General features: G+C 72.4%; 14 protein-coding genes and 1 tRNA gene. 6 read left to right on the forward strand and 9 right to left on the reverse strand.

Translation table 11 applies throughout. The features are described 5' to 3' along the window. Window positions 1–12 precede the first annotated feature (12 nt). From ACZ4V6_RS26370 to ACZ4V6_RS26385, 4 genes are all read right to left on the reverse strand, one after another. Window positions 13–987 (reverse strand): ribose-phosphate diphosphokinase, encoded by a 975-nt coding sequence (locus ACZ4V6_RS26370; protein WP_385465697.1) that lies wholly within the window; start codon window positions 985–987, stop codon window positions 13–15. A gap of 132 nt (window positions 988–1,119) precedes the next feature. Continuing rightward, entirely contained in the window at window positions 1,120–2,568 is a 1,449-nt protein-coding gene (glmU, locus tag ACZ4V6_RS26375) for a bifunctional UDP-N-acetylglucosamine diphosphorylase/glucosamine-1-phosphate N-acetyltransferase GlmU (RefSeq protein ID WP_467831971.1), read from the reverse strand. A gap of 125 nt (window positions 2,569–2,693) precedes the next feature. Next, window positions 2,694–2,766, reverse strand: a tRNA-Gln gene (locus tag ACZ4V6_RS26380). 8 nt (window positions 2,767–2,774) lie between these two features. Further along, window positions 2,775–3,647 (reverse strand): hypothetical protein, encoded by an 873-nt coding sequence (locus ACZ4V6_RS26385; RefSeq protein ID WP_467831974.1) that lies wholly within the window; start codon window positions 3,645–3,647, stop codon window positions 2,775–2,777. A 135-nt stretch (window positions 3,648–3,782) separates the two neighbouring features. Between ACZ4V6_RS26385 and ACZ4V6_RS26390 the strand changes: the two genes are divergently transcribed. Next, the gene (locus ACZ4V6_RS26390) at window positions 3,783–5,102 is read left to right on the forward strand and encodes a sensor histidine kinase (RefSeq protein WP_467831976.1); all 1,320 of its coding nucleotides are present in this window, start codon (window positions 3,783–3,785) and stop codon (window positions 5,100–5,102) included. Between the two features lie 10 nt (window positions 5,103–5,112). Here the strand turns inward: ACZ4V6_RS26390 and ACZ4V6_RS26395 are convergent, their stop codons facing one another. Next, entirely contained in the window at window positions 5,113–5,613 is a 501-nt protein-coding gene (locus ACZ4V6_RS26395) for an SUKH-3 domain-containing protein (protein WP_467831980.1), read from the reverse strand. Between the two features lie 55 nt (window positions 5,614–5,668). Then, entirely contained in the window at window positions 5,669–6,196 is a 528-nt protein-coding gene (locus tag ACZ4V6_RS26400) for a YwqJ-related putative deaminase (RefSeq protein ID WP_467831982.1), read from the reverse strand. A 262-nt stretch (window positions 6,197–6,458) separates the two neighbouring features. On the opposite strand from ACZ4V6_RS26400, the gene ACZ4V6_RS26405 reads away from it, so the two are divergent. The 3 genes from ACZ4V6_RS26405 to ACZ4V6_RS26415 all read left to right on the forward strand — a co-directional run bounded on the left by ACZ4V6_RS26405 (window position 6,459) and on the right by ACZ4V6_RS26415 (window position 11,309). Then, on the forward strand, window positions 6,459–7,460 hold the full coding sequence (locus ACZ4V6_RS26405; protein WP_467832026.1) for an SMI1/KNR4 family protein: 1,002 nt from the start codon (window positions 6,459–6,461) through the stop codon (window positions 7,458–7,460). A 7-nt stretch (window positions 7,461–7,467) separates the two neighbouring features. Further along, window positions 7,468–10,215, forward strand: coding sequence for an SUKH-4 family immunity protein (locus ACZ4V6_RS26410; RefSeq protein WP_467831985.1), 2,748 nt, complete (start codon window positions 7,468–7,470; stop codon window positions 10,213–10,215). A gap of 209 nt (window positions 10,216–10,424) precedes the next feature. Beyond that, a complete protein-coding gene (locus ACZ4V6_RS26415) occupies window positions 10,425–11,309 on the forward strand; it encodes a cellulose-binding protein (RefSeq protein ID WP_467831987.1) in 885 nt (294 codons plus the stop codon). A 19-nt stretch (window positions 11,310–11,328) separates the two neighbouring features. Here the strand turns inward: ACZ4V6_RS26415 and ACZ4V6_RS26420 are convergent, their stop codons facing one another. The 3 genes from ACZ4V6_RS26420 to ACZ4V6_RS26430 form a co-directional block, all read right to left on the reverse strand. Next, window positions 11,329–12,939: a sodium/solute symporter gene (locus ACZ4V6_RS26420; RefSeq protein WP_467831990.1), complete on the reverse strand. Its 1,611-nt coding sequence runs from the start codon at window positions 12,937–12,939 to the stop codon at window positions 11,329–11,331. Continuing rightward, window positions 12,936–13,397 carry a DUF485 domain-containing protein gene (locus ACZ4V6_RS26425; protein ID WP_467831992.1) on the reverse strand — a complete coding sequence of 154 codons (462 nt, stop codon included), beginning with the start codon at window positions 13,395–13,397 and terminating at the stop codon, window positions 12,936–12,938. Before ACZ4V6_RS26425 ends, ACZ4V6_RS26420 begins: the two co-directional genes overlap by 4 nt. A gap of 205 nt (window positions 13,398–13,602) precedes the next feature. Beyond that, window positions 13,603–15,099 (reverse strand): MFS transporter, encoded by a 1,497-nt coding sequence (locus ACZ4V6_RS26430; protein WP_467831994.1) that lies wholly within the window; start codon window positions 15,097–15,099, stop codon window positions 13,603–13,605. A gap of 451 nt (window positions 15,100–15,550) precedes the next feature. Here ACZ4V6_RS26430 and ACZ4V6_RS26435 point away from each other — a divergent pair, with 451 nt between their 5' ends. Then, window positions 15,551–16,339: an ABC transporter ATP-binding protein gene (locus ACZ4V6_RS26435; protein ID WP_467831996.1), complete on the forward strand. Its 789-nt coding sequence runs from the start codon at window positions 15,551–15,553 to the stop codon at window positions 16,337–16,339. Continuing rightward, window positions 16,336–18,900 (forward strand): ABC transporter permease, encoded by a 2,565-nt coding sequence (locus ACZ4V6_RS26440; protein WP_467831999.1) that lies wholly within the window; start codon window positions 16,336–16,338, stop codon window positions 18,898–18,900. Before ACZ4V6_RS26435 ends, ACZ4V6_RS26440 begins: the two co-directional genes overlap by 4 nt. The last annotated feature ends 166 nt before the right edge of the window (window positions 18,901–19,066 follow it).

Consider the following 19,066-nt stretch of genomic DNA (forward strand, 5'->3'; position numbering starts at 1 on the left):
CCTGAGGAACCCTTACTGCTCGTCGAACAGGCTCGTCACCGAACCGTCCTCGAACACCTCACGCACCGCACGCGCGATCGTCGGCGCGATCGACAACACCGTGATCTTGTCCAGCTCCAGCTCGTTCGGCGTCGGCAGCGTGTTCGTGAACACGAACTCGCTCACCTTCGAGTTCTTCAGCCGGTCCGCGGCCGGACCCGACAGCACACCGTGCGTCGCCGTCACGATGACGTCCTCCGCACCGTGCGCGAACAGCGCGTCCGCCGCAGCGCAGATCGTGCCGCCGGTGTCGATCATGTCGTCGACCAGGACGCAGATACGGCCCTTCACGTCACCGACGACCTCGTGCACCGTGACCTGGTTCGCCACGTCCTTGTCACGCCGCTTGTGCACGATCGCCAGCGGCGCACCCAGACGGTCGCACCAACGGTCCGCCACCCGCACCCGGCCCGCGTCCGGAGACACCACCGTCAGCTTCGAACGGTCCACCTTCGCACCCACGTAGTCCGCCAGCAGCGGCAACGCGAACAGGTGGTCCACCGGACCGTCGAAGAAGCCCTGGATCTGGTCCGTGTGCAGATCCACCGCCAGGATCCGGTCCGCACCCGCCGTCTTCATCAGGTCCGCGATCAGACGCGCCGAGATCGGTTCACGTCCCCGGTGCTTCTTGTCCTGCCGCGCGTAACCGTAGAACGGCACGATGACGGTGATGGAGCGGGCCGACGCGCGCTTCAACGCGTCGATCATGATCAACTGCTCCATGACCCACTTGTTGATCGGAGCCGTGTGGCTCTGGATCAAAAAGCAGTCCGCACCACGCGCCGACTCCTGGTAACGGACGTAGATCTCACCGTTCGCGAAGTCGAAGGCCTTCGTCGGGACGACCCCGACACCCAGCTCATGGGCGATCTCCTCGGCAAGCTCGGGGTGGGCGCGGCCGGAGAAGAACATCATCTTCTTCACGCCGGTCGTCTTGATCCCGGTCACAGCACTTTCTCCTCAGAGGTTTCGCAGCTGAGCCTCAAGGGCTCGTCCGGCTGGGTGCCGGAGGCGTCTCAGCTGGTGGGGTGCGGATGTGCACTTATCACGGTACGCCGTGTTCGACGCGCCGGTTTCCGGTCAGCCCTCGCCACCGGACTCCCGGGACACCGCCTCGGCCGCCTTCGCCGCCGCGCTCCCCGGACGCTTACGAGCCACCCAACCCTCGATATTCCGCTGCTGGCCACGGGCCACGGCCAGCGAACCGGGCGGCACATCCTTCGTGATCACCGAGCCGGCAGCCGTGTAGGCACCGTCCCCGACCGTGACAGGAGCCACAAACATGTTGTCCGAACCCGTCTTGCAGTGAGAGCCCACAGTCGTGTGGTGCTTGCTCTCCCCGTCATAGTTCACGAACACGCTCGCCGCACCGATGTTGGTGTACTCACCGATCGTCGCGTCACCCACGTAGGACAGATGCGGAACCTTCGTCCCCTCACCGATCGAAGCGTTCTTCGTCTCCACGTACGTACCGACCTTCGACCTCAGCCCCAGCCGGGTACCAGGACGCAGATACGCGTACGGACCCACCGTCGCCTCCGGACCGACGACCGCACCGAGCGAGACCGTGTTGTCCACCCGCGCACCCGCACCCACCCGCGTGTCCGTGAGCCGCGAGTTCGGCCCCACCTCGGCCCCCTCCGCCAGATGCGTGGAACCGTGCAACTGCGTACCCGGGTGCACCACCACGTCCTGCTCGAACGTCACCGTCACGTCGACCCACGTCGTCGCCGGGTCCACCACCGTCACGCCGGCCAGCATGGCACGCGTCAACAGCCGGTCGTTCAGGATCCGGCGCGCCTCGGCCAACTGCACCCGGTTGTTGATCCCCGCGATCTCCCGGTGATCCCCGGCCACCGACGCACCCACCCGGTGCCCGGCCTCACGCAGGATGCCCAGCACATCGGTCAGGTACTCCTCACCCTGACTGTTGTCCGTCCGCACCTTCCCCAGCGCATCCGCCAGCAACTGCCCGTCGAACGCGAACACCCCGGAATTGATTTCACGGATCGCCCGCTGCGACTCGGAGGCGTCCTTGTGCTCCACGATCGCGGTGACGGCACCCGAGGCCCCGTCCCGCACGATCCGGCCGTACCCCGTCGCGTCCGGCACCTCGGCCGTCAGCACCGTCACGGCGTTGCCGTCGGCCGAATGGGTGGCGGACAGCGCCCGCAGCGTCTCACCGGTCAGCAACGGAGTGTCACCGCAGACGACCACCACCGTGCCGTCCACGGCACCGCCCAGGGCCTCCAGCCCCATCCGGACGGCGTGCCCGGTGCCGTTCTGCTGCTCCTGCACCGCGGTACGGACGCCGGGGGCGACCTCGGCGAGGTGCGCGGTGACCTTCTCGCGGGCGTGACCCACGACGACGACCAGGTTCTCGGGCTCCAGCTCACCGGCCGCGGCGAGCACGTGACCGACGAGGGAACGTCCGCACAGCTCGTGCAGGACCTTGGGTGTGGCCGACTTCATACGGGTGCCCTCGCCCGCTGCGAGAACGACGACGGCTGCCGGGCGAATGGCGCTCACGGGATGCCCTTCGGCTTTGAGGGGGTGGGGGTGGACATCCGCAGGATACCGGGGTGGTTCGTGGGGGGTATGAGTGCGGGCCCTGACGGTGGCTTTCGCCGACGGTCAGGGCCCGAACCAAGCAGCTCCGCCAGCTGGATTCGAACCAGCACTACAGGGCTTCAAAGGCCCGCGGGCTACCAGTTACCCCATGGCGGATGGCTGCGTCAGACCATACCTGAGGTGGGCGGCGTCGTGATCCCGGCGACCATGCCTGTCCACCAGCCTTCGATACGCCGGTACAGGTCGGCACCTTGCGAGACACGGATGACAAAGCAGCCGCGATAGCTGTCGCCCACGTTCTTGCGGACGGTCTTCGGATTGTGCTTCTTGATCGTCGTCTTCTGGAGTCTGGAGACGTCCACGCCGACGAGATCGGCCCAGTATCGCTTTGCCGCCTCGACGTCTGCCGTCATGTGGATCATGACTCGGTACGTCAGTCGCTCCCGCTCCACACCCAAGAGATGCAGCCAAGCGAGGTAGACCCTGATCACACCGGGGTCGCTGTTGACAAAGATGACATTTTCTCGCCGGTCGTACGGCTTGTCCTTTGTGCCCTCCGCCCAGTAGAGGGCGACCCCGGTCATGAATAGCTCACGGTCGGTCAGACTGCCGATCTCCCGAGCGGCTGTCTCCTTGGTCTGCCTTCGGCTCTCATCTCGGATCGCCAGCTCGTGCTCCCACCGCTTCCGCGCTGCGAGCTTCGCCTGCTCCGACGGTGCCCGCCGCTCCGGCTTCGGCAGGTCCCGGACCCAGAGCGAGATCGAGCTCTTGCTGCAGCCCAGTTCCACCTGGATCCGGTCGTACGTCCAGCCCTGCAGTCGGAGCTCGCGTGCTCGCTCCCGCAGGTCGTCCTTCGCGTTCGGGCGCTTGGTCCATTCCGGGGGCGGCTCGCCCTCCAGGAGGCGGTTGAGGATGTCGTTGTTGTCGACGTGCAATCGGTCGCGGATCTGGCGTCGGCTGAGCCCCTCGCGCCGCAGCGCCACCGCCCGCTCCCGCAGCCCCTCGAAATCCGCGTACTTGTTCCGTGAAAGTGCCATGGGCATACCGTCCGGCCGGAATGGATGGCTCCGGTGCTGGTCGGTGGAGGGTTCACCAGTTCGAGGGATATCGCGACGTATCGCTCGGCGAAAGTCACCGGAAACGGGTCGCCCGGCGCCCGTAGGCTGGAGGGCATGACCACGACGGGGGAAGACCACGCACCGGCCCGGGGTGGGCCTTGGTGGTGGGACAGGCGGCGCGGCGCGGTGCTCGATGTGGGCCTCGCCGTCGTGTCCGCGTTGGAGTGTGCGGCGGAGGGGGTTCCGTTCGCGAGGGACGCCGGGATTCCGTGGGCGGCGGGGGTCGTCTTCGGGTTGCTGGCCGGTTCGGTGCTGGTGGTGCGGCGGGTGTGGCCCGTCGCGGTGGTGCTGGTGGCGATCGCCGTCACGCCGGCGCAGATGGGTTTTCTGATGGGCGTCGTCGGCCTGTACACGCTGGCCGCGTCCGAGTTGCCGCGGCGGATCATCGGGTCGCTGGCGGGGATGTCGTTGCTGGGGACGTTGATCGTGACGTTCGTGCGGGTGCGGCAGGACATGGCGTCCGAGGATCTGGAGATCGGTGACTGGTTCATTCCGTTCGCGGCGATCACCACGTCCTTGGGGATGACCGCTCCTCCGGTGCTGCTGGGTCTGTACGTGGGGGCGCGGCGGCGGTTGATGGAGAGTCTGCGGGAGCGTGCGGACAGTCTGGAGCGGGAGTTGCAGTTGCTCGCGGAGCGGGCGGAGGAGCGTGCGGAGTGGGCGCGTAACGAGGAGCGGACGCGGATCGCGCGGGAGATGCACGACGTGGTGGCGCATCGGGTGAGTCTGATGGTGGTGCATGCGGCCGCTCTGCAGGCTGTGGCGCGGAAGGATCCGGAGAAGGTGGTGAGGAACGCCGCGTTGGTGGGGGACATGGGGCGGCAGGCGTTGACCGAGTTGCGGGAGATGCTCGGGGTGTTGCGCGCGGGTTCGGAGGGTGCGCGTGCGGAGCGGGCGGCGGTGCCGTTGGCGGCGGTGGGGGTGGCGGCTGCGGCGGCGGCTTCGCGGGCCGTGGGGGGTGGTGAGGGGTCGGTGGAGGGGCCCTGTCTGGCGGAGTTGGAGGAGTTGGTCGGGCAGTCGGCGGCGGCGGGGATGGTCGTGGCGTTGTCGGTGGAGGGGGAGGTGCGGTCGTATGCGCCGGAGGTGGAGTCGACGGCGTTCCGGGTGGTGCAGGAGGCGTTGACGAACGTGCACAAGCATGCGGCGGGTGCGAAGACGTACGTGCGGTTGGCGCATCGGGTGTCGGAGATCGCGATGCAGGTGGAGAACGAGGCGCCGCCGGTGGGGTCGTCGGCGTCGTCGGCGCGGTTGCCGTCGGGTGGCAACGGTCTGGTGGGGATGAAGGAGCGGGTGTCGGCTCTGGGGGGTGTGTTCGTGTCGGGGCCGACGGATGCGGGGGGTTTCCGGGTGTCGGCGGTGATTCCGGCGTCGTAGTGGGGGTGGGTCAGCGGGGGGTGGCGGTGAGGCGGGTGGGTTGGGTGCCGGCGACGAGGGTGGCGAGGGCGTGGTCGATGTCGGGGCCGAGGTACCAGTCGCCGGTGTGGTCGAGGGCGTAGACGCGGCCTTCGGTGTCGATGGCGATGAGGGCTTGGGTGTCGGTTTCGGTGCCGAGGGGGCAGGTCTGGGTGTCGAGGGCGCGGCCGAGGTCGCCGAGGGTGCGGGCCATGTGGAGGCCGTGGAGGGGGTCGAGGTGGAGGGTGGCGGGGGCGATCTGGCGGCCGGGGCCGGTGGGGGTGATGTGGAGGCCGCCGAATTCGGCCCAGGCTTCGACCGCGGCGGGGAAGACGGTGTGGCGGTGTCCTGCGGGTGAGGTGTGTGCGCGCAGGGAGTCGGCCCAGATCTCGGCCTGCTTGATGTCCCAGCGTCCGGGTTGCCAGCCGGCGTCGCGCAGGGCGGCGTCGACGGGGACGGGGAAGCGGGTGGTGGAGGTGCGGTCGGCGTGCATGTGCCTTTGGTTCGTTGGTCGGTGTCGGTGGTGGTGTTCGGCGTGGGGTGGTGGGTCAGTCGTCGGTGGTGGGGTCGACGATGCGGACGCCGAAGTGGGCGCTGAGGGCGGTGCAGGCGCGGCAGGGGGTGGCGAAGCTGCCGTGGAGGGGGTCGCCGTCCTCGCGGATGCGGCGGGTGGTGAGTTTGGCGTGTTTGAGGGCTTTGCGGGCTTCGCCGTTGGTCATGGGTCTGCGTGCGGCGCGTTTGCTGCGTGCGGCGTCGGCGGTGGTGAGGTGCCGGGAGATGAGGATGGTCTCGGCGCAGCGGCCGGTGAAGCGGTCGCGTTGTCCGCTGGTGAGGGTGTCGAGGAAGTCCTGGACGAGGTGGTGCAGGGCGGGGGGTGTGTCGGCGCGGGCGGGGGTGCCGGTGAGGGTGGTGCCGCGGACGGAGAGAGCGGCGGCGACGGTGGGGAGTATGCCGTCGCGGCGGTGGCGCAGGGTGGGGGTGTGGGGGGTTTCGGTGGCGCTCCAGTCGATGCGGGGGTCGCCGGTCCGGGGGTCGTCGGGCCTGCCGGTGTGTGGTCCCGTCTGCGTCGCGCTCATGGTCGTGTTTTCCCCTCTGGTGCATCCCCCCGGAGGTCACAGGGTGCCAAATGCGGTGGGGTGTGCGGAAGCTGGGGCGGGGTGACACGCCTGGGCGTGGGCGGTCCGTCACGAGGGGGTGACGGCTGGTCACGGGTGGGGGTGGGGTGGGTGTGCGGGGCCGGTGACCGGTGTCGGTGTACCGCATAGGCTGTCGGCACCGCGTTCGCGTGCGGTGATGGAAGACAGTGCAGACGGACAGACGCCGCAGGGGGCTACCGCCATGACGACAGGTCGGCTCGGGCAGATCGCGCCGCCGAACGCGGCCTACGCCGGGCAGGTCGTGCATTTCCCGGATCCGGTGCGGGCGGCCCGTCACCCGAGAGGGGTACGGGTGGATGAGGGTGGTTACCCCGTTTTCTCGCCGTATGCCCGTGCGGTGGCGGAGATCGCGGAGCCGCCGGCGGGGTTCGGGGTCGACGAGTTGCGGTTGACGGACTACGTGTCGGCGAATGCGGCGTTGTCGGCGTCGGGGCACGAGTTGTGGGACACGGTGCCGGCGGTGGCGACGCCGCACGGCTGGACGTGGCATCACGTGGCCGGGTCGCGGCGCATGGAGTTGGTGCCGGTCGAGGTGAAGGCGTTGCTGCGGCATCACGGTGGTGTCGCGACGGCGGCGGTGGACCAGTCGAAGCGGGGGACGCGGCCGTTGCAGGAGACGCGTCCGGCGCACTTCGGGTTGCCGAAGTCGGGTGTGGCGGTGACGGAGCAGCAGGTGCAGGGGGTCGAGGAGGACCTCGGGTACCGGTTGCCGGGTGCGTACCGGTCGTTCCTGAAGGCGGCGGGGGGTTGTGCGCCGGTGGGCACGGCGTTGGACGCGGAGCTGGGGCTGTTGGTGGACCAGCCGTTCTTCACGGTGCGTGAGGAGGCGGCGGTCAACGACCTGGTCTATGTCAACAAGTGTCTGCGGGATCACCTGACGAAGGACTATCTGGGTGTCGCGTTCGTGCAGGGTGGTCTGCTGGCGGTGAAGGTGAAGGGCGAGCGGATCGGTTCGGTGTGGTTCTGCTCGTACGACGATGCGCGGGACGTGGATCCGTCGTGGTCGCCGGCGGAGCGGGTGGAGCGGTTGCTGTTGCCGTGCGGTGAGGACTTCGACGCGTTCCTGTCGCGGCTGGCGGGGTCGCCGCCGGAGTTGGAGACGGTGGCGAACCTGATGGTGGACGGTGGTTTCGCGCGTGCGGTGCCCGTGGCGTCGGCGTCCTCGGCGCCGGTAGGGGAGTGAGCTGGCGATGGTGACGTTCGCGCAGGCGCAGGAGCGCGCGGAGGAGTGGATCAACGGTGAGCTGCCGGCGTACCAGCATCGTGAGGTGCGGGTGCGGGAGTTCGGTCTCGGGTTCGTGGTGTGGGCCGAGGACCGTGCGGACGGGCCGCGTTCGGACGGTGGTGCGCAGCGGCTGGTGATCGCGCGGGACAGCGGTGAGGCGACGCTGTGGCCGGCGTTGGCGGTGGGGGAGGTGATCCGCCGCTACGAGGAGGAGTACGGCCGTCCGGACGTGGCGGACGAGCCCGCGGTCGCTCCCGCGGAGCGGGTGGACCTGAATCAGACGTCGTTCCTGCTGACTCCGCCGGAGTGGTTGCAGGAGGCGGCGGACAAGCTGGGTGGTGCGGACCGGCCGGGTGAGCGGGACGCCGGTGAGGGTGCGGAGGGGGGCGGCTCCGGGGAAGGCGCGGGGGTGCTTGCCGGGACGCGGGGCGGTGCGCCGTCGGCGGGGTCTTCCGTGCCGTCCGTTCCTGCTGCCGGGGCGGCCGCGGGTCCGTCCGCCGGCGGGGCTCCCGCGGGCGCCCGGGACGGTGGTGCGGCGTGGCCTGCCGCCGGTGGGGACGGCGGGGACGTCTCCGGGACCGGTGGTGGCGCGTCCGGGGCGCCGGGTGCGCCCGCCGGGGCGACGCCCTGGGCGGGGACGGACACCAACGCGGACGCCGGTGAGGACCGTTCCGTGCCGTTGCCCGAGACGGTGTTCGCGCCGCCGCTGAGCGGTGCGGACGACGCGCCGCCGCCCTCGGTGACGCCGGACGCCAAGACGGCGCTGATGGCGGGCGGCAGTCAGCTTCCGGCGACGGCGTTCGCGCCGGCGGTCGACGCCCCGGACGCGCCGGTGACGCCCGCGGGTACGGGGACGCCGCCGCCGGCCGTGCCTCCCGGGCCCCCCGCCGCGGTGCCGGGCACGCCGCCCGCGGGTGTGCCGCGGCCGCAGTCCGGCCCGGCCGGCCCGGGTGTGCCGGCCCGGCCGCTCGCGCCGAACGCCGGGGACATCGCCGACGCCGCGACCAGCAAGGCGGCGCCCGTGCGGCGTGGTGGGGGTGCCACCACGCCGCCTCCGCCGGGTGCTCCGGGTGTGCCGGGCGTGCGGCCGGGGAGTACGCCGCCGCCGGCCGCGCCTCCTGCGCCTCCCGCGCCGGCGGGGGGTTATGTGCCGACGCAGATGGTGTCGTCGCTCGGTCCCGAGGGCCCGGGCGCCCAGGGTGCCCAGGAAGGTCCGGGCGGGGCGGCGGGTGGTCCGGCCGGTCCGGGCACGCCGCCTGCGCCGAGTGCCCCCGGCGGGGCCCCGGGCGGGGTGCACCACGCCGCGACGATGCTGGCCGGCCCGGGTGGTACGGGCGGTGGCGGGGCGCCCCGGCCCCCCGCGCCGCCCGGTGTTCCGGGTGCCGGTGGTGGTCCCGGCACGCCGCCGCCTCCCGCCGCTCCCGGTGCGCCCGGTCCGGCGGGTGCCTCCGGTGTGCAGGGTGCCTCGGGTGCCTCCGGTGCGCAGGGTGCCTCGGGTGGCGGGCGTGGTGCCGTGCACCACGCGGAGACGGTGCTGGCCGCGCCTCCGGTGGGCGGTCCCGGTGTGCCTCCGCCTCCGTCCGCGCCGGGTGTGCCCGGCCCGCCGCGGCCTCCGGGCGCCCCCGGTGCCGCGCAGCCCGTGCCCCCGGGTGCCGTGCCGCCCGGTGCGATGCCGCCGCCCGGTCAGCCGGTGCCGGGGCAGCCGCCGGCGTACGGCTACCCGCAGCCGCCCGCCGGTCGGCCGACGGTCGGCCCCGGCTACCAGGCCGTGCTGCGCTACCGCGCGCAGGACGGCTCCGAGCAGCAGCTGATCCGGCGTTCGGCGCCGGGCACGCCGCACCCGGAGTGGCAGATCTTCCACGAGCTGCGGGCCATGAACGTGCCGCCGGACCAGGTGCTGGAGCTGCACACCGAGCTGGAGTCGTGCGAGCTGCCGGGCGCGTACTGCGCGCGGATGATCCGGGAGCAGTGGCCGCAGGCGCGGATCACCTCCATCGCGCCGTACGGCACCGATCACGCGAGCCGGCAGCAGGGCATGCGGCAACTGCTCGCGCACCAGGGCGAGCTGCACCAGGTGGCCGACGGGCCGGCGCGTCCGGCGCCGGTGCGGGCGCCGCTGCCGCCGGTGCAGCCGGCTCCGCCGATCCCGCCGGAGGCCGTCGGGCAGGAGCTCGCGGCGGCGTTCGGGCCGGGCGTCTTCCGGTTCGAGCAGGCCGCCGTGTCCCGGCAGGGCGTGCCGCCGGTCGTGGCGCACACCCTGGTGGCGGCGGGCCTGCCGGTGGACATGGGCCCGTTCTTCTGGGCGCAGGCCCAGCCGGGCCGTCCGGTGCCGACGCTGGCCGAACTGGCCGCCGAGCGGGGCGTGCAGCCGGCCCCGGACGCGGGCTCGTACCTCGTCGTGGGCAGCGACTTCGGCAAGGCGGTCTGCGTGCAGTACGGCACGGCGAACATCGTCGCGGTGCCGGTGGAGGCGGGACCGGGCGGTGCGCCGGTGCCGCCGCAGTTCGTGAACACGGGGCTGCCGGAGTTCGCGCGCAGCCTGGCGCTGCTGGGCCGGATGTGGCGGCTCAGGTTCGGGCTGAACCAGGAGCAGGCCGGCCGCTGGACGGTGGACTTCCAGGCGCAGCTGGCCTCGATCGACCCGGCGGCGCTCGGGTCGGCGGAGAGCTGGTGGTCGGTGCTGCTGGAGCAGATGTGGGACGGGCTGCTGTGAGGCGGCGCCGCTGACGCGGACTGACGGGCCGGGCCGGTCTCCCCCACGGGGGCCGGCCCGGCCCGTCGGCGTCTGCGGGGCCGGGCCCGGTCCCCGCCACCGCGTGCGGTGCCCGGAGTGTCGCGTTATGTGTGTTTACGTCTGATCCGTAAAGATGTCCGGACATCGCGGAAGTCTGTCAGTGGATCGGGCGAAACAGGGGTTCCGGCATGAGCAGCGCATCGGTGTCGCCGCACGGTTTCGTGACCGTACGGGGGCGCGGCTACCGTCCCGAACAGGTCGACGCGTGCGCCGACGCCCTCTCGCGGGAGCGTGACGCCGCCTGGGAGCGGGCCGCCCGGCTGACCGTGCTGGCCCGCGAGATGGGGGCGGAGCTGGACCGGCTGCGGGAGACGGTGGCCGGGCTCGCCCCGCAGGGCTACGAGGCGCTCGGGGAACGGGCGCGCCGCCTCTTCCGGCTCGGGCAGGAGGAGGCCGGGGCCGTACGGGAGCGCGGACGGCGCACGGCGCAGGAGCTGGTGGACCGGGCGCGGGCCCGGGGCGCCGAGGTCCAGGGGTCCGCGCGGGCGCAGGCCGACGCCGTACGGGCCGAGGCCGACGAGTGGGCCCGGCAGCGGCTGCTCGCGGCGCGTGCGCAGGCCGACGAGGTGCGGATCGCGGCGCGGCGCGAGGTGCGGGCGGGGCGCGGCGAGACGCTGGCCGTGGCGCGGGTGGTGCGGCGGCGCACCACCTCGCTGCTGGCCGGGCAGGCGGCCGAGCACGCCGCGCGGTGGGCGGAGGCCGAGCGGGAGGAGGCCGGCCGGGCGGCCGCTCTGGACGCCCGCCACGAGGAGCTGGTCACGCGCGCCGAGCGGGCGCTGGCCGAGGCGGAGCGGGCGCTGGCCGACGCGCAGGAGTCGGCCGGGCGCCGGCAGGAGGAGGCGCGGGACCTGGCGGAGGAGATCCTCGCGGGGGCGCGGGCGCGGGCGGAGGGGATCGCCCGGGAGACGGAGCGGGTGCTGCGCGAACACGGGGAGCGCTGGGACGAGGTGCAGGACCAGATCAGCGCGTTCCGCGGCCGCCTGGGCACGCTGACGGGCCGCGGCGTGGAGTGACGCCCCGTCTCCCGCCCCGTCATCCGCCCCTGCGCACCGCCCCCGCGAGGAGACCCGCCTCCAGTGCCTCGTACCGCCGGCGCTGCTCGTCCGTCCTCCTGCGGCCGGAGGCCACCGTGCCCAGCCAGCCGAAGGCGAAGCCGGCCGGGATGGAGACCAACCCGGTGGTGGTGAACGGGAACCAGTTGAAGTCGGCGTCCGGGAAGGCCGCCACCGGGGTGCCGGAGACCAGACTGGTGCCCGGCGTCAGCACCAGGACCGTGGCCGCGCCCCCGATCAGCGTCCACAGCAGGCCGGTGCGGGTGAAGCGGCGCCAGAAGAGGCTGTAGACCAGGGCGGGGCACAGGGCGGACGCGCCCAGGCAGAAGGACAGGGTGGCCAGCGGTTGCAGGCTGCGGTGCTGCACCAGGGTGGCCAGCGCGATCGCGGGCACGCCCACCGCGAGGGCGGACAGCCGGGCCAGCGTCATCTCGCGGCGCGGCGTCAGCTCCCGCCGCCGGGTGGCGAACACGTCGTGGGCCAGGGAGTTGGCGCAGGCGAGGATCATGCCGGCGACGGAGGCGAGCAGGGTGAGGAACAGGGCGGTGCTGACGGTGGTGAAGAGCAGGGTCTCCACCGTGGTCACGTCGGTGCCGAAGGCGGCCCGGGAGCCCAGCAGGTAGGCGGTGTTGCCGGCCGGGTCGACGCGCGCGATCGTCTCGCGGCCGACCAGTGCCGTGGCGCCGAGGCCGACGACGGTGACGACCAGCACGAACAGGGCCACCAGCGACACCGCCCAGGACATCGACCGGCGCACCTGGCGTGCGCCGGCGGCGGTGTACATGCGCATCGTGACGTGCGGCAGGCAGGCGCCGCCGAGGACCACGGCCAGCTGGGAGGAGAGCATGTCGAGGCCGGGGTGGGGCCCGGCGGCGTACTCCAGGCCGGGGTGCAGGAAGGCGGGGCCCGCGCCGCTGCCCCGGGCGGCGGCGTCGAACAGGGCGCCCGGGTTCCAGTCGAAGCGGTTCAGGAGCAGGACGGTGACCACCGCGCCCGATCCGAGCAGCATCACGATCTTCAGGATCTGGATCAGGGCGGTGCCCTTCATCCCGCCGATCGCCGCGTAACTGATCATCAGCGCGCCCACGCCGACGATGCAGCCCGTCTGCACCGACTCGCTGGTGAATCCCAGCAGGAACGACAACAGTTGCCCGGTGCCGGCCAGTTGCACCAGCATCATCGGCAGCAGCGCGGCGATGGTCACCGCGCAGGCCGCGACGCGGACGCTGCGCGCGGGGGTGCGCCGGGACAGCACGTCGCCCATGGTGAACCGGCCCGCGTTGTGCAGCGGTTCGGCCATCAGGAACATCAGCAGCAGCAGGGACAGGGCGGTGCTCAGGGCGAGGACGACTCCGTCGTAGCCGAACAGGGCGATCACGCCGCCCGTGCCGAGGACGGTCGCCGCGGAGATGTAGTCGCCCGCGATGGCCAGGCCGTTGCGCATCGGCGACAGGGAGCCGTAACCGGTGTAGAACTCGTCCAGGTCGTCCCGGTCCGGGCCGGTCATCACGCACAGCAGCAGCGTGACCGTGGCGATGGCGGTGAAGGCGACCAGGGCCATCGCCTGCGCGTTGTCGTCGAATCCGGTCATCGTGCCGCCCTCCGCCCGGCGACCGCTTCGCCGCCCCGGCGGACGCGGTCGGCGAGCGGGTCCACGGTGCGGCGCGCGGTGTGCTCGTACAGGGCGATCGCCAGCCAGGTGACGGGCAGTTGGAGCAGGGCGAGCAGCAGGCCCAGCGGCAGTCCGCCGGCGACGTCGCCGGTCAGGGCCGACGGGGCGAACGCCGACAGGCCGAGGAACGCCAGGAAGTAGCCGAGCGCGGCGAAGGTGGCCGTGCGCCGCTGCCGGCGGTAGGCGCCGCGCAGGACGCGCAGGTCGCCGTGGTGCCCGAGCGGCCGCCAGGGCCGGGCGGCGTACGACGCGCCGTGCGGCGGGGCGGGTTCGTGCGGCGGGGAGGGGGCGTATGGCGAGGAAGGGGCGCACGGCGGGGCGGGTTCGTGCGGAGGCGGCGCGCCGTGCCGTGGTGGTGGGTAGGGGCCGAAGGACATCCCGGTGCTCCTTGCGCGGCTGGGGTCCGCGGGCGGACCGCAGGGAGGTGGGGGTGGAGGGCCACGCACGTTACTCGCCGGTCCGGTGGCGCGGGGCCTCTTCGGCGGACCGGGTGGCCGGCATGCCGGGGAAGGCCGTGACCTCGGTCGCGCGGCCCACCGTTGCGCCGCTTTCGCAGGGCACCGGCACAACCGCCCCGCGCGGTCAGTCCTTCAGCACCGGGAACTTCCGCGGCGCGACCACCAGCAGCACCAGGAACGCCAGGGCCGCCGCCCCCGCCGCACCCAGGTAGACCGCGTGGACGGCCTCGGCGATCGCGCGCCGCACGGTTTCCCCGGCCTCGCCCGTCTCCAGTGCCCGGGTCACCGAGTCGAGGTCGCTCGCCCCGCCGAGCCGTGCGGCCAGCACGCCGTTGGCGACCGCGCCGAAGAGGGCCGCGCCGACGGTCTGGCCGGTCTGGCGGCAGAAGAGGACGGACGCGGTCGCCGTGCCGCGCTCCGACCAGCCCACCGTCGACTGGACGCCGACGATGAGCGGGAGCTGGAACAGACCGAGCGCGGCACCGAGCAGCAGCATCAGCAGCACCGGCTGCCAGGCCTCGCCGGGATAGGGCAGGAAGGGGAAGGCGAGCAGGACCAGGGACGCGGCGCCGATGCCCAGCATCGCCGTGTTGCGAAAGCCGATCCTGCGGTACACGTGCTGACTCAGCGCCGCCGACACGGGCCAGGTCACCGTCCACACGGACAGCACGAAACCGGCGGCCACGGGGGCCAGGCCCAGCACCGACTGGGCGTAGGTGGGCAGGAACACGGCCGGGGCCACCATCAGCAGACCCAGCGCGCCGAGCGCGAGGTTCACCGCGGCGATCGTGCGGCGCCGCCACACCCAGCCGGGGATGATCGGCTCCGCCGCCCGGCGCTCGACGAGCACCACGGCCACCAGCAGCACCAGCCCCGTCCCGGTCAGGGCGAGGGAGGGCGCCGACAGCCACGGCCACGCCACGCCGCCCTGCACCAGCGCGGTGAGCAGCACGCCGCCGCAGGCGAACACGGCCAGCGCACCCGCCCAGTCGACCCGGGGACGCGCGGCGGACGCCTCCCGCTGCGGCTCGTGCAGGTGACGGACGATCAGCCACAGGGCGAGCGCGCCGACCGGCAGGTTGACGAGGAAGATCCAGCGCCAGTCGGCGTAGGCGACCAGCACCCCGCCCAGACCGGGGCCCGCGACCGCCGACACCGCCCACACGGTGGACAGCCGGGCCTGGATCCTCGGGCGCTCCTTCAGCGGATACAGGTCGGCGGCGAGGGTCTGCACCGTGCCCTGCAGGGCGCCGCCGCCCAGACCTTGCACGATCCGGAAGGCGATCAGGGCGGCCATGTTCCACGCCAGCGCGCACAGCAGGGAGCCGAGCAGGAAGACGGCCGCACCCGCGACCAGCACCGGTTTGCGGCCGAAGGTGTCGGAGAGCTTGCCGTAGACGGGGAGGGTGACGGTGACGGCCAGCAGGTAGCCGGAGAAGAGCCACGAGAAGAGGGAGAAGCCGCCGAGGTCGCCGACGATCTGCGGGACGGCGGTGGAGACGATGGTCGAGTCGAGGGCCGACAGTGCCATCGCGAGCATCAACGCGGCCACGACGGCACCGCGCCGCTCCGTGCCGCCGCCGGGCGCGGCCTCGCGGACCGCTGGTCTGGTGCTGCCCACCCCGGGTCTCCCCCTCGTCCTCACCGGGGAACCCCTTTGTGTGCCCCGTGCATCCATCTGCCGGGCCCAGCTTGCCACTCGGGCCTCGCGCGGCGGCAGGGCGGAGGCCCGGTGCGTCCGGGGGATGAGGCCTACCCCTAGGAGAACTCCACCGACGGGTGGACGGCCCCTAGGGGTACCTCCGTACTACGGCCCGGGGAGGGTTCGTACCGACGGAGGACGAGACGGGCCCCGGCCGGTCCTTAATCTGGCTCTACGCCGCTGGGGGGCGGCGGACCGGACCGGCGGGGGTGGGGTTTTCCCCAGCGAAAGAGTGCGCTGAGCACCAGCGCGCCCGGCCCCCGGTTCCGGCCAGACTCTTCGACGTAGCAAGCGACACCCTCAGCGGTGCCCTCCGAGGCGCACCGCCGGCACCGACGGCTCACTCGATGACCGACATAGGAGACTTGACATGACATCGGCCGTAACCTTTCCCCGGCACGGGAGCACTGGAGGACGTACGGCCGTCGCCGCGCGGGCGCGGCAGGTCGTCAAGGCCTACGGCAGCGGGGAGACCCGGGTGGTCGCCCTCGACCACGTGGACGTGGACATCGCCCGCGGCCAGTTCACCGCGATCATGGGTCCGTCGGGCTCCGGCAAGTCGACGCTGATGCACTGCCTGGCCGGCCTCGACACCGTCACCGGCGGGCAGATCCACCTGGACGAGACCGAGATCACCGGCCTGAAGGACAAGAAGCTCACGCAGCTGCGCCGGGACCGGATCGGGTTCATCTTCCAGGCGTTCAACCTGCTGCCGACGCTGAACGCCCTCGAGAACATCACGCTGCCCATGGACATCGCCGGCCGCAAGCCCGACAAGGCGTGGCTGGACCGGGTCGTGGAGACCGTGGGCCTGGCCGGCCGGCTCAAGCACCGGCCGACCCAGCTCTCCGGCGGCCAGCAGCAGCGCGTCGCCGTGGCGCGGGCACTCGCCGCGCGGCCCGAGATCATCTTCGGGGACGAGCCGACCGGGAACCTCGACTCGCGCGCCGGCGCCGAGGTGCTGGGCTTCCTGCGCCGGTCGGTGGACGAGCTGGGCCAGACCATCGTGATGGTCACCCACGACCCGGTCGCCGCCTCCTACGCGGACCGGGTGCTGTACCTCGCCGACGGCCGGATCGTCGACGAGATGTACAACCCCACGGCCGAGCAGGTCCTCGACCGCATGAAGGACTTCGACGCCCGGGGGCGCACGTCATGACCGTCCTGAAGACCTCCCTGCGCAACTTCTTCGCGCACAAGGGCCGCATGGCCCTCTCGGCGGTGGCGGTGCTGCTGTCGGTGGCGTTCGTGTGCGGCACGCTCGTGTTCACCGACACGATGAACACGACGTTCGACAAGCTCTTCGCCGTCTCCTCCGCGGACGTCACGGTCGCCCCGAAGGGCGCCGAGAGCGAGGACACCCCGCAGAACGGGGTGCCCGCGTCCGTGCCGGCGTCCACCCTGGAGCGGATCCGCTCCGCCGAGGGCGTCGCGTCGGCCGAGGGCGCCGTCGTCTCGATGAACGTCACCGTCGTCGACGCCGACAACGACAACGTGGGCGCCACCAGCGGCGCCCCGACCCTGGCCGGCAACTGGACCAGGAACGACCTGCGGTCGATGGAGATCACCTCCGGGCACGCCCCCCGCGGGCCCACCGAGGCGATGATCGACGCCGACACCGCCGACAAGCACGACCTGAAGATCGGCGACGAACTGCGCACCATCGCGCAGACCGGCGACTTCAAGGCCCGCGTCGTCGGCATCGCCACCTTCACCGTCACCAACCCCGGCGCGGCCGTCGTCTACTTCGACACCGCCACCGCCCAGCGCGAACTGCTCGGCTCCACCGACAGGTTCACCCAGTTCAACGTCACCGCCGCGGACGGCGTGTCCGACGCGCAGCTCAAGCGGAACGTCGCCGAGGCCCTGGGCGGCGGCTACAAGATCCAGACGGCGAAGGAAGCCTCCGACGAGGGCCGCGAGGACGTCGGCGAGTTCATGGACGTCATCAAGTACGCCATGCTCGGCTTCGCCGGGATCGCGTTCCTGGTCGGCATCTTCCTGATCATCAACACCTTCTCGATGCTGGTCGCCCAGCGCACCCGCGAGATCGGCCTGATGCGGGCCATCGGTTCCTCCCGCCGCCAGGTCAACCGCTCGGTGCTCGTCGAGGCGCTGTTCCTCGGTGTCGTCGGCTCGGTCCTCGGCGTCGGCGCCGGTGTCGGGATCGCCGTCGGCCTGATGAAGCTGATGTCGGCGGCGGGCATGAACCTGTCCACCGACGACCTGACCGTGAAGGCGGCCACCCCGGTCGTCGGCCTGGTCCTCGGCGTCGTGGTCACCGTCCTCGCCGCCTACCTGCCGGCCCGTCGCGCCGGCAAGGTCTCCCCGATGGCCGCCCTGCGTGACGCCGGTACGCCGGCCGACGGAAGGGCGGGCTGGATCCGGGGCCTGATCGGCCTGGTCCTCACCGGCGCCGGCGCCGCGGCCCTGTACGCGGCCGGCACGGCGGGCAAGGCGAGCGAGGGCGCGTCGATGCTGGGACTGGGCATCGTCCTCACCCTGATCGGCTTCGTCGTGATCGGCCCGCTGCTGGCCGGCGGGGTCGTGCGGGTGATCAGCGCGGTGCTGCTGCGGGCCTTCGGCCCGGTGGGCCGCATGGCCGAGCGCAACGCCCTGCGCAACCCGCGCCGCACCGGCGCCACGGGCGCCGCCCTGATGATCGGCCTGGCCCTGGTGGCCTGCCTGTCGGTGGTCGGCTCCTCGATGGTCGCCTCGGCCACGAGCGAGCTGGACAAGACGGTCGGCGCGGACTTCATCGTCCAGGGCAACCAGCGGATCGTGCCGCAGGCCGAGAAGAAGATGCAGGACACGCCCGGCCTGGAACACGTCACCCGCTACAAGATGCTCGACGCCACGCTGACCTCCCCCGACGGCGAGAAGGACGACGACGGCCTGACCGCCGCCGACCCGACGTACGCGCAGGACGTGCGCCGCCCGACCACCGCCGGCGACCTGGCCGCCGCCTACGGCACCGACGCCATGTCGGTCGGCTCCGACTACGCCGAGAAGCACGGCGTGCACGTCGGCGACACCGTCGAGGTCGCCTTCGAGGGCGGCGAGAGGGCGAAGCTGAAGGTCGCCGCGATCACCGACGACGACACCGCCATCGACCAGGGCGCCCGGTACATCAGCATCGACACGATGAACAAGTACCTGCCGGCCGACCGCGTCCCGCCGAACCTGATGATGTTCGCCAAGGCGAAGGAGGGCCAGGAGACCCAGGCGTACGCGGCGCTGAAGGAGTCGCTGCACGCGTACCCGCAGTACCAGGTGCGGGACCAGACCGACTACAAGCAGGAGCTCAAGGACCAGGTCGGCCAGCTGCTGAACATGGTCTACGGCCTGCTCGCCCTCGCGATCATCGTCGCGGTCCTGGGCGTGGTGAACACCCTGGCGCTGTCGGTGGTCGAGCGGACCCGCGAGATCGGCCTGATGCGGGCGATCGGGCTCTCCCGCCGCCAGCTGCGCCGGATGATCCGCATGGAGTCCGTGGTCATCGCCCTCTTCGGCGCCCTGCTGGGGCTGGGGCTGGGCATGGGCTGGGGCACCACGGCGCAGAAGCTGCTGGCCCTGGAGGGACTGAACGTCCTCGACATCCCCTGGCCGACGATCATCGGTGTGTTCATCGGCTCGGCCTTCGTGGGCCTGTTCGCCGCCCTGGTCCCGGCCTTCCGGGCGGGCCGGATGAACGTCCTGAACGCCATCGCCACGGACTAGCACCCGACCGCCACCGCGCACGGGGGTCGCGGGGGAGGGGCCCGGGGGGGGGGGAGGGGGGGGGGGGGGGGGGGAACCCGTTCCATCGCCCGCCGCCCGGCCGGCGTGTACCGACCGCGGGCCTGCACAGGAACGAAGCCCGCGGTGGGAGCGATGGGGAGCAGGC

The organism is Streptomyces sp. NPDC029152, from assembly GCF_055564355.1.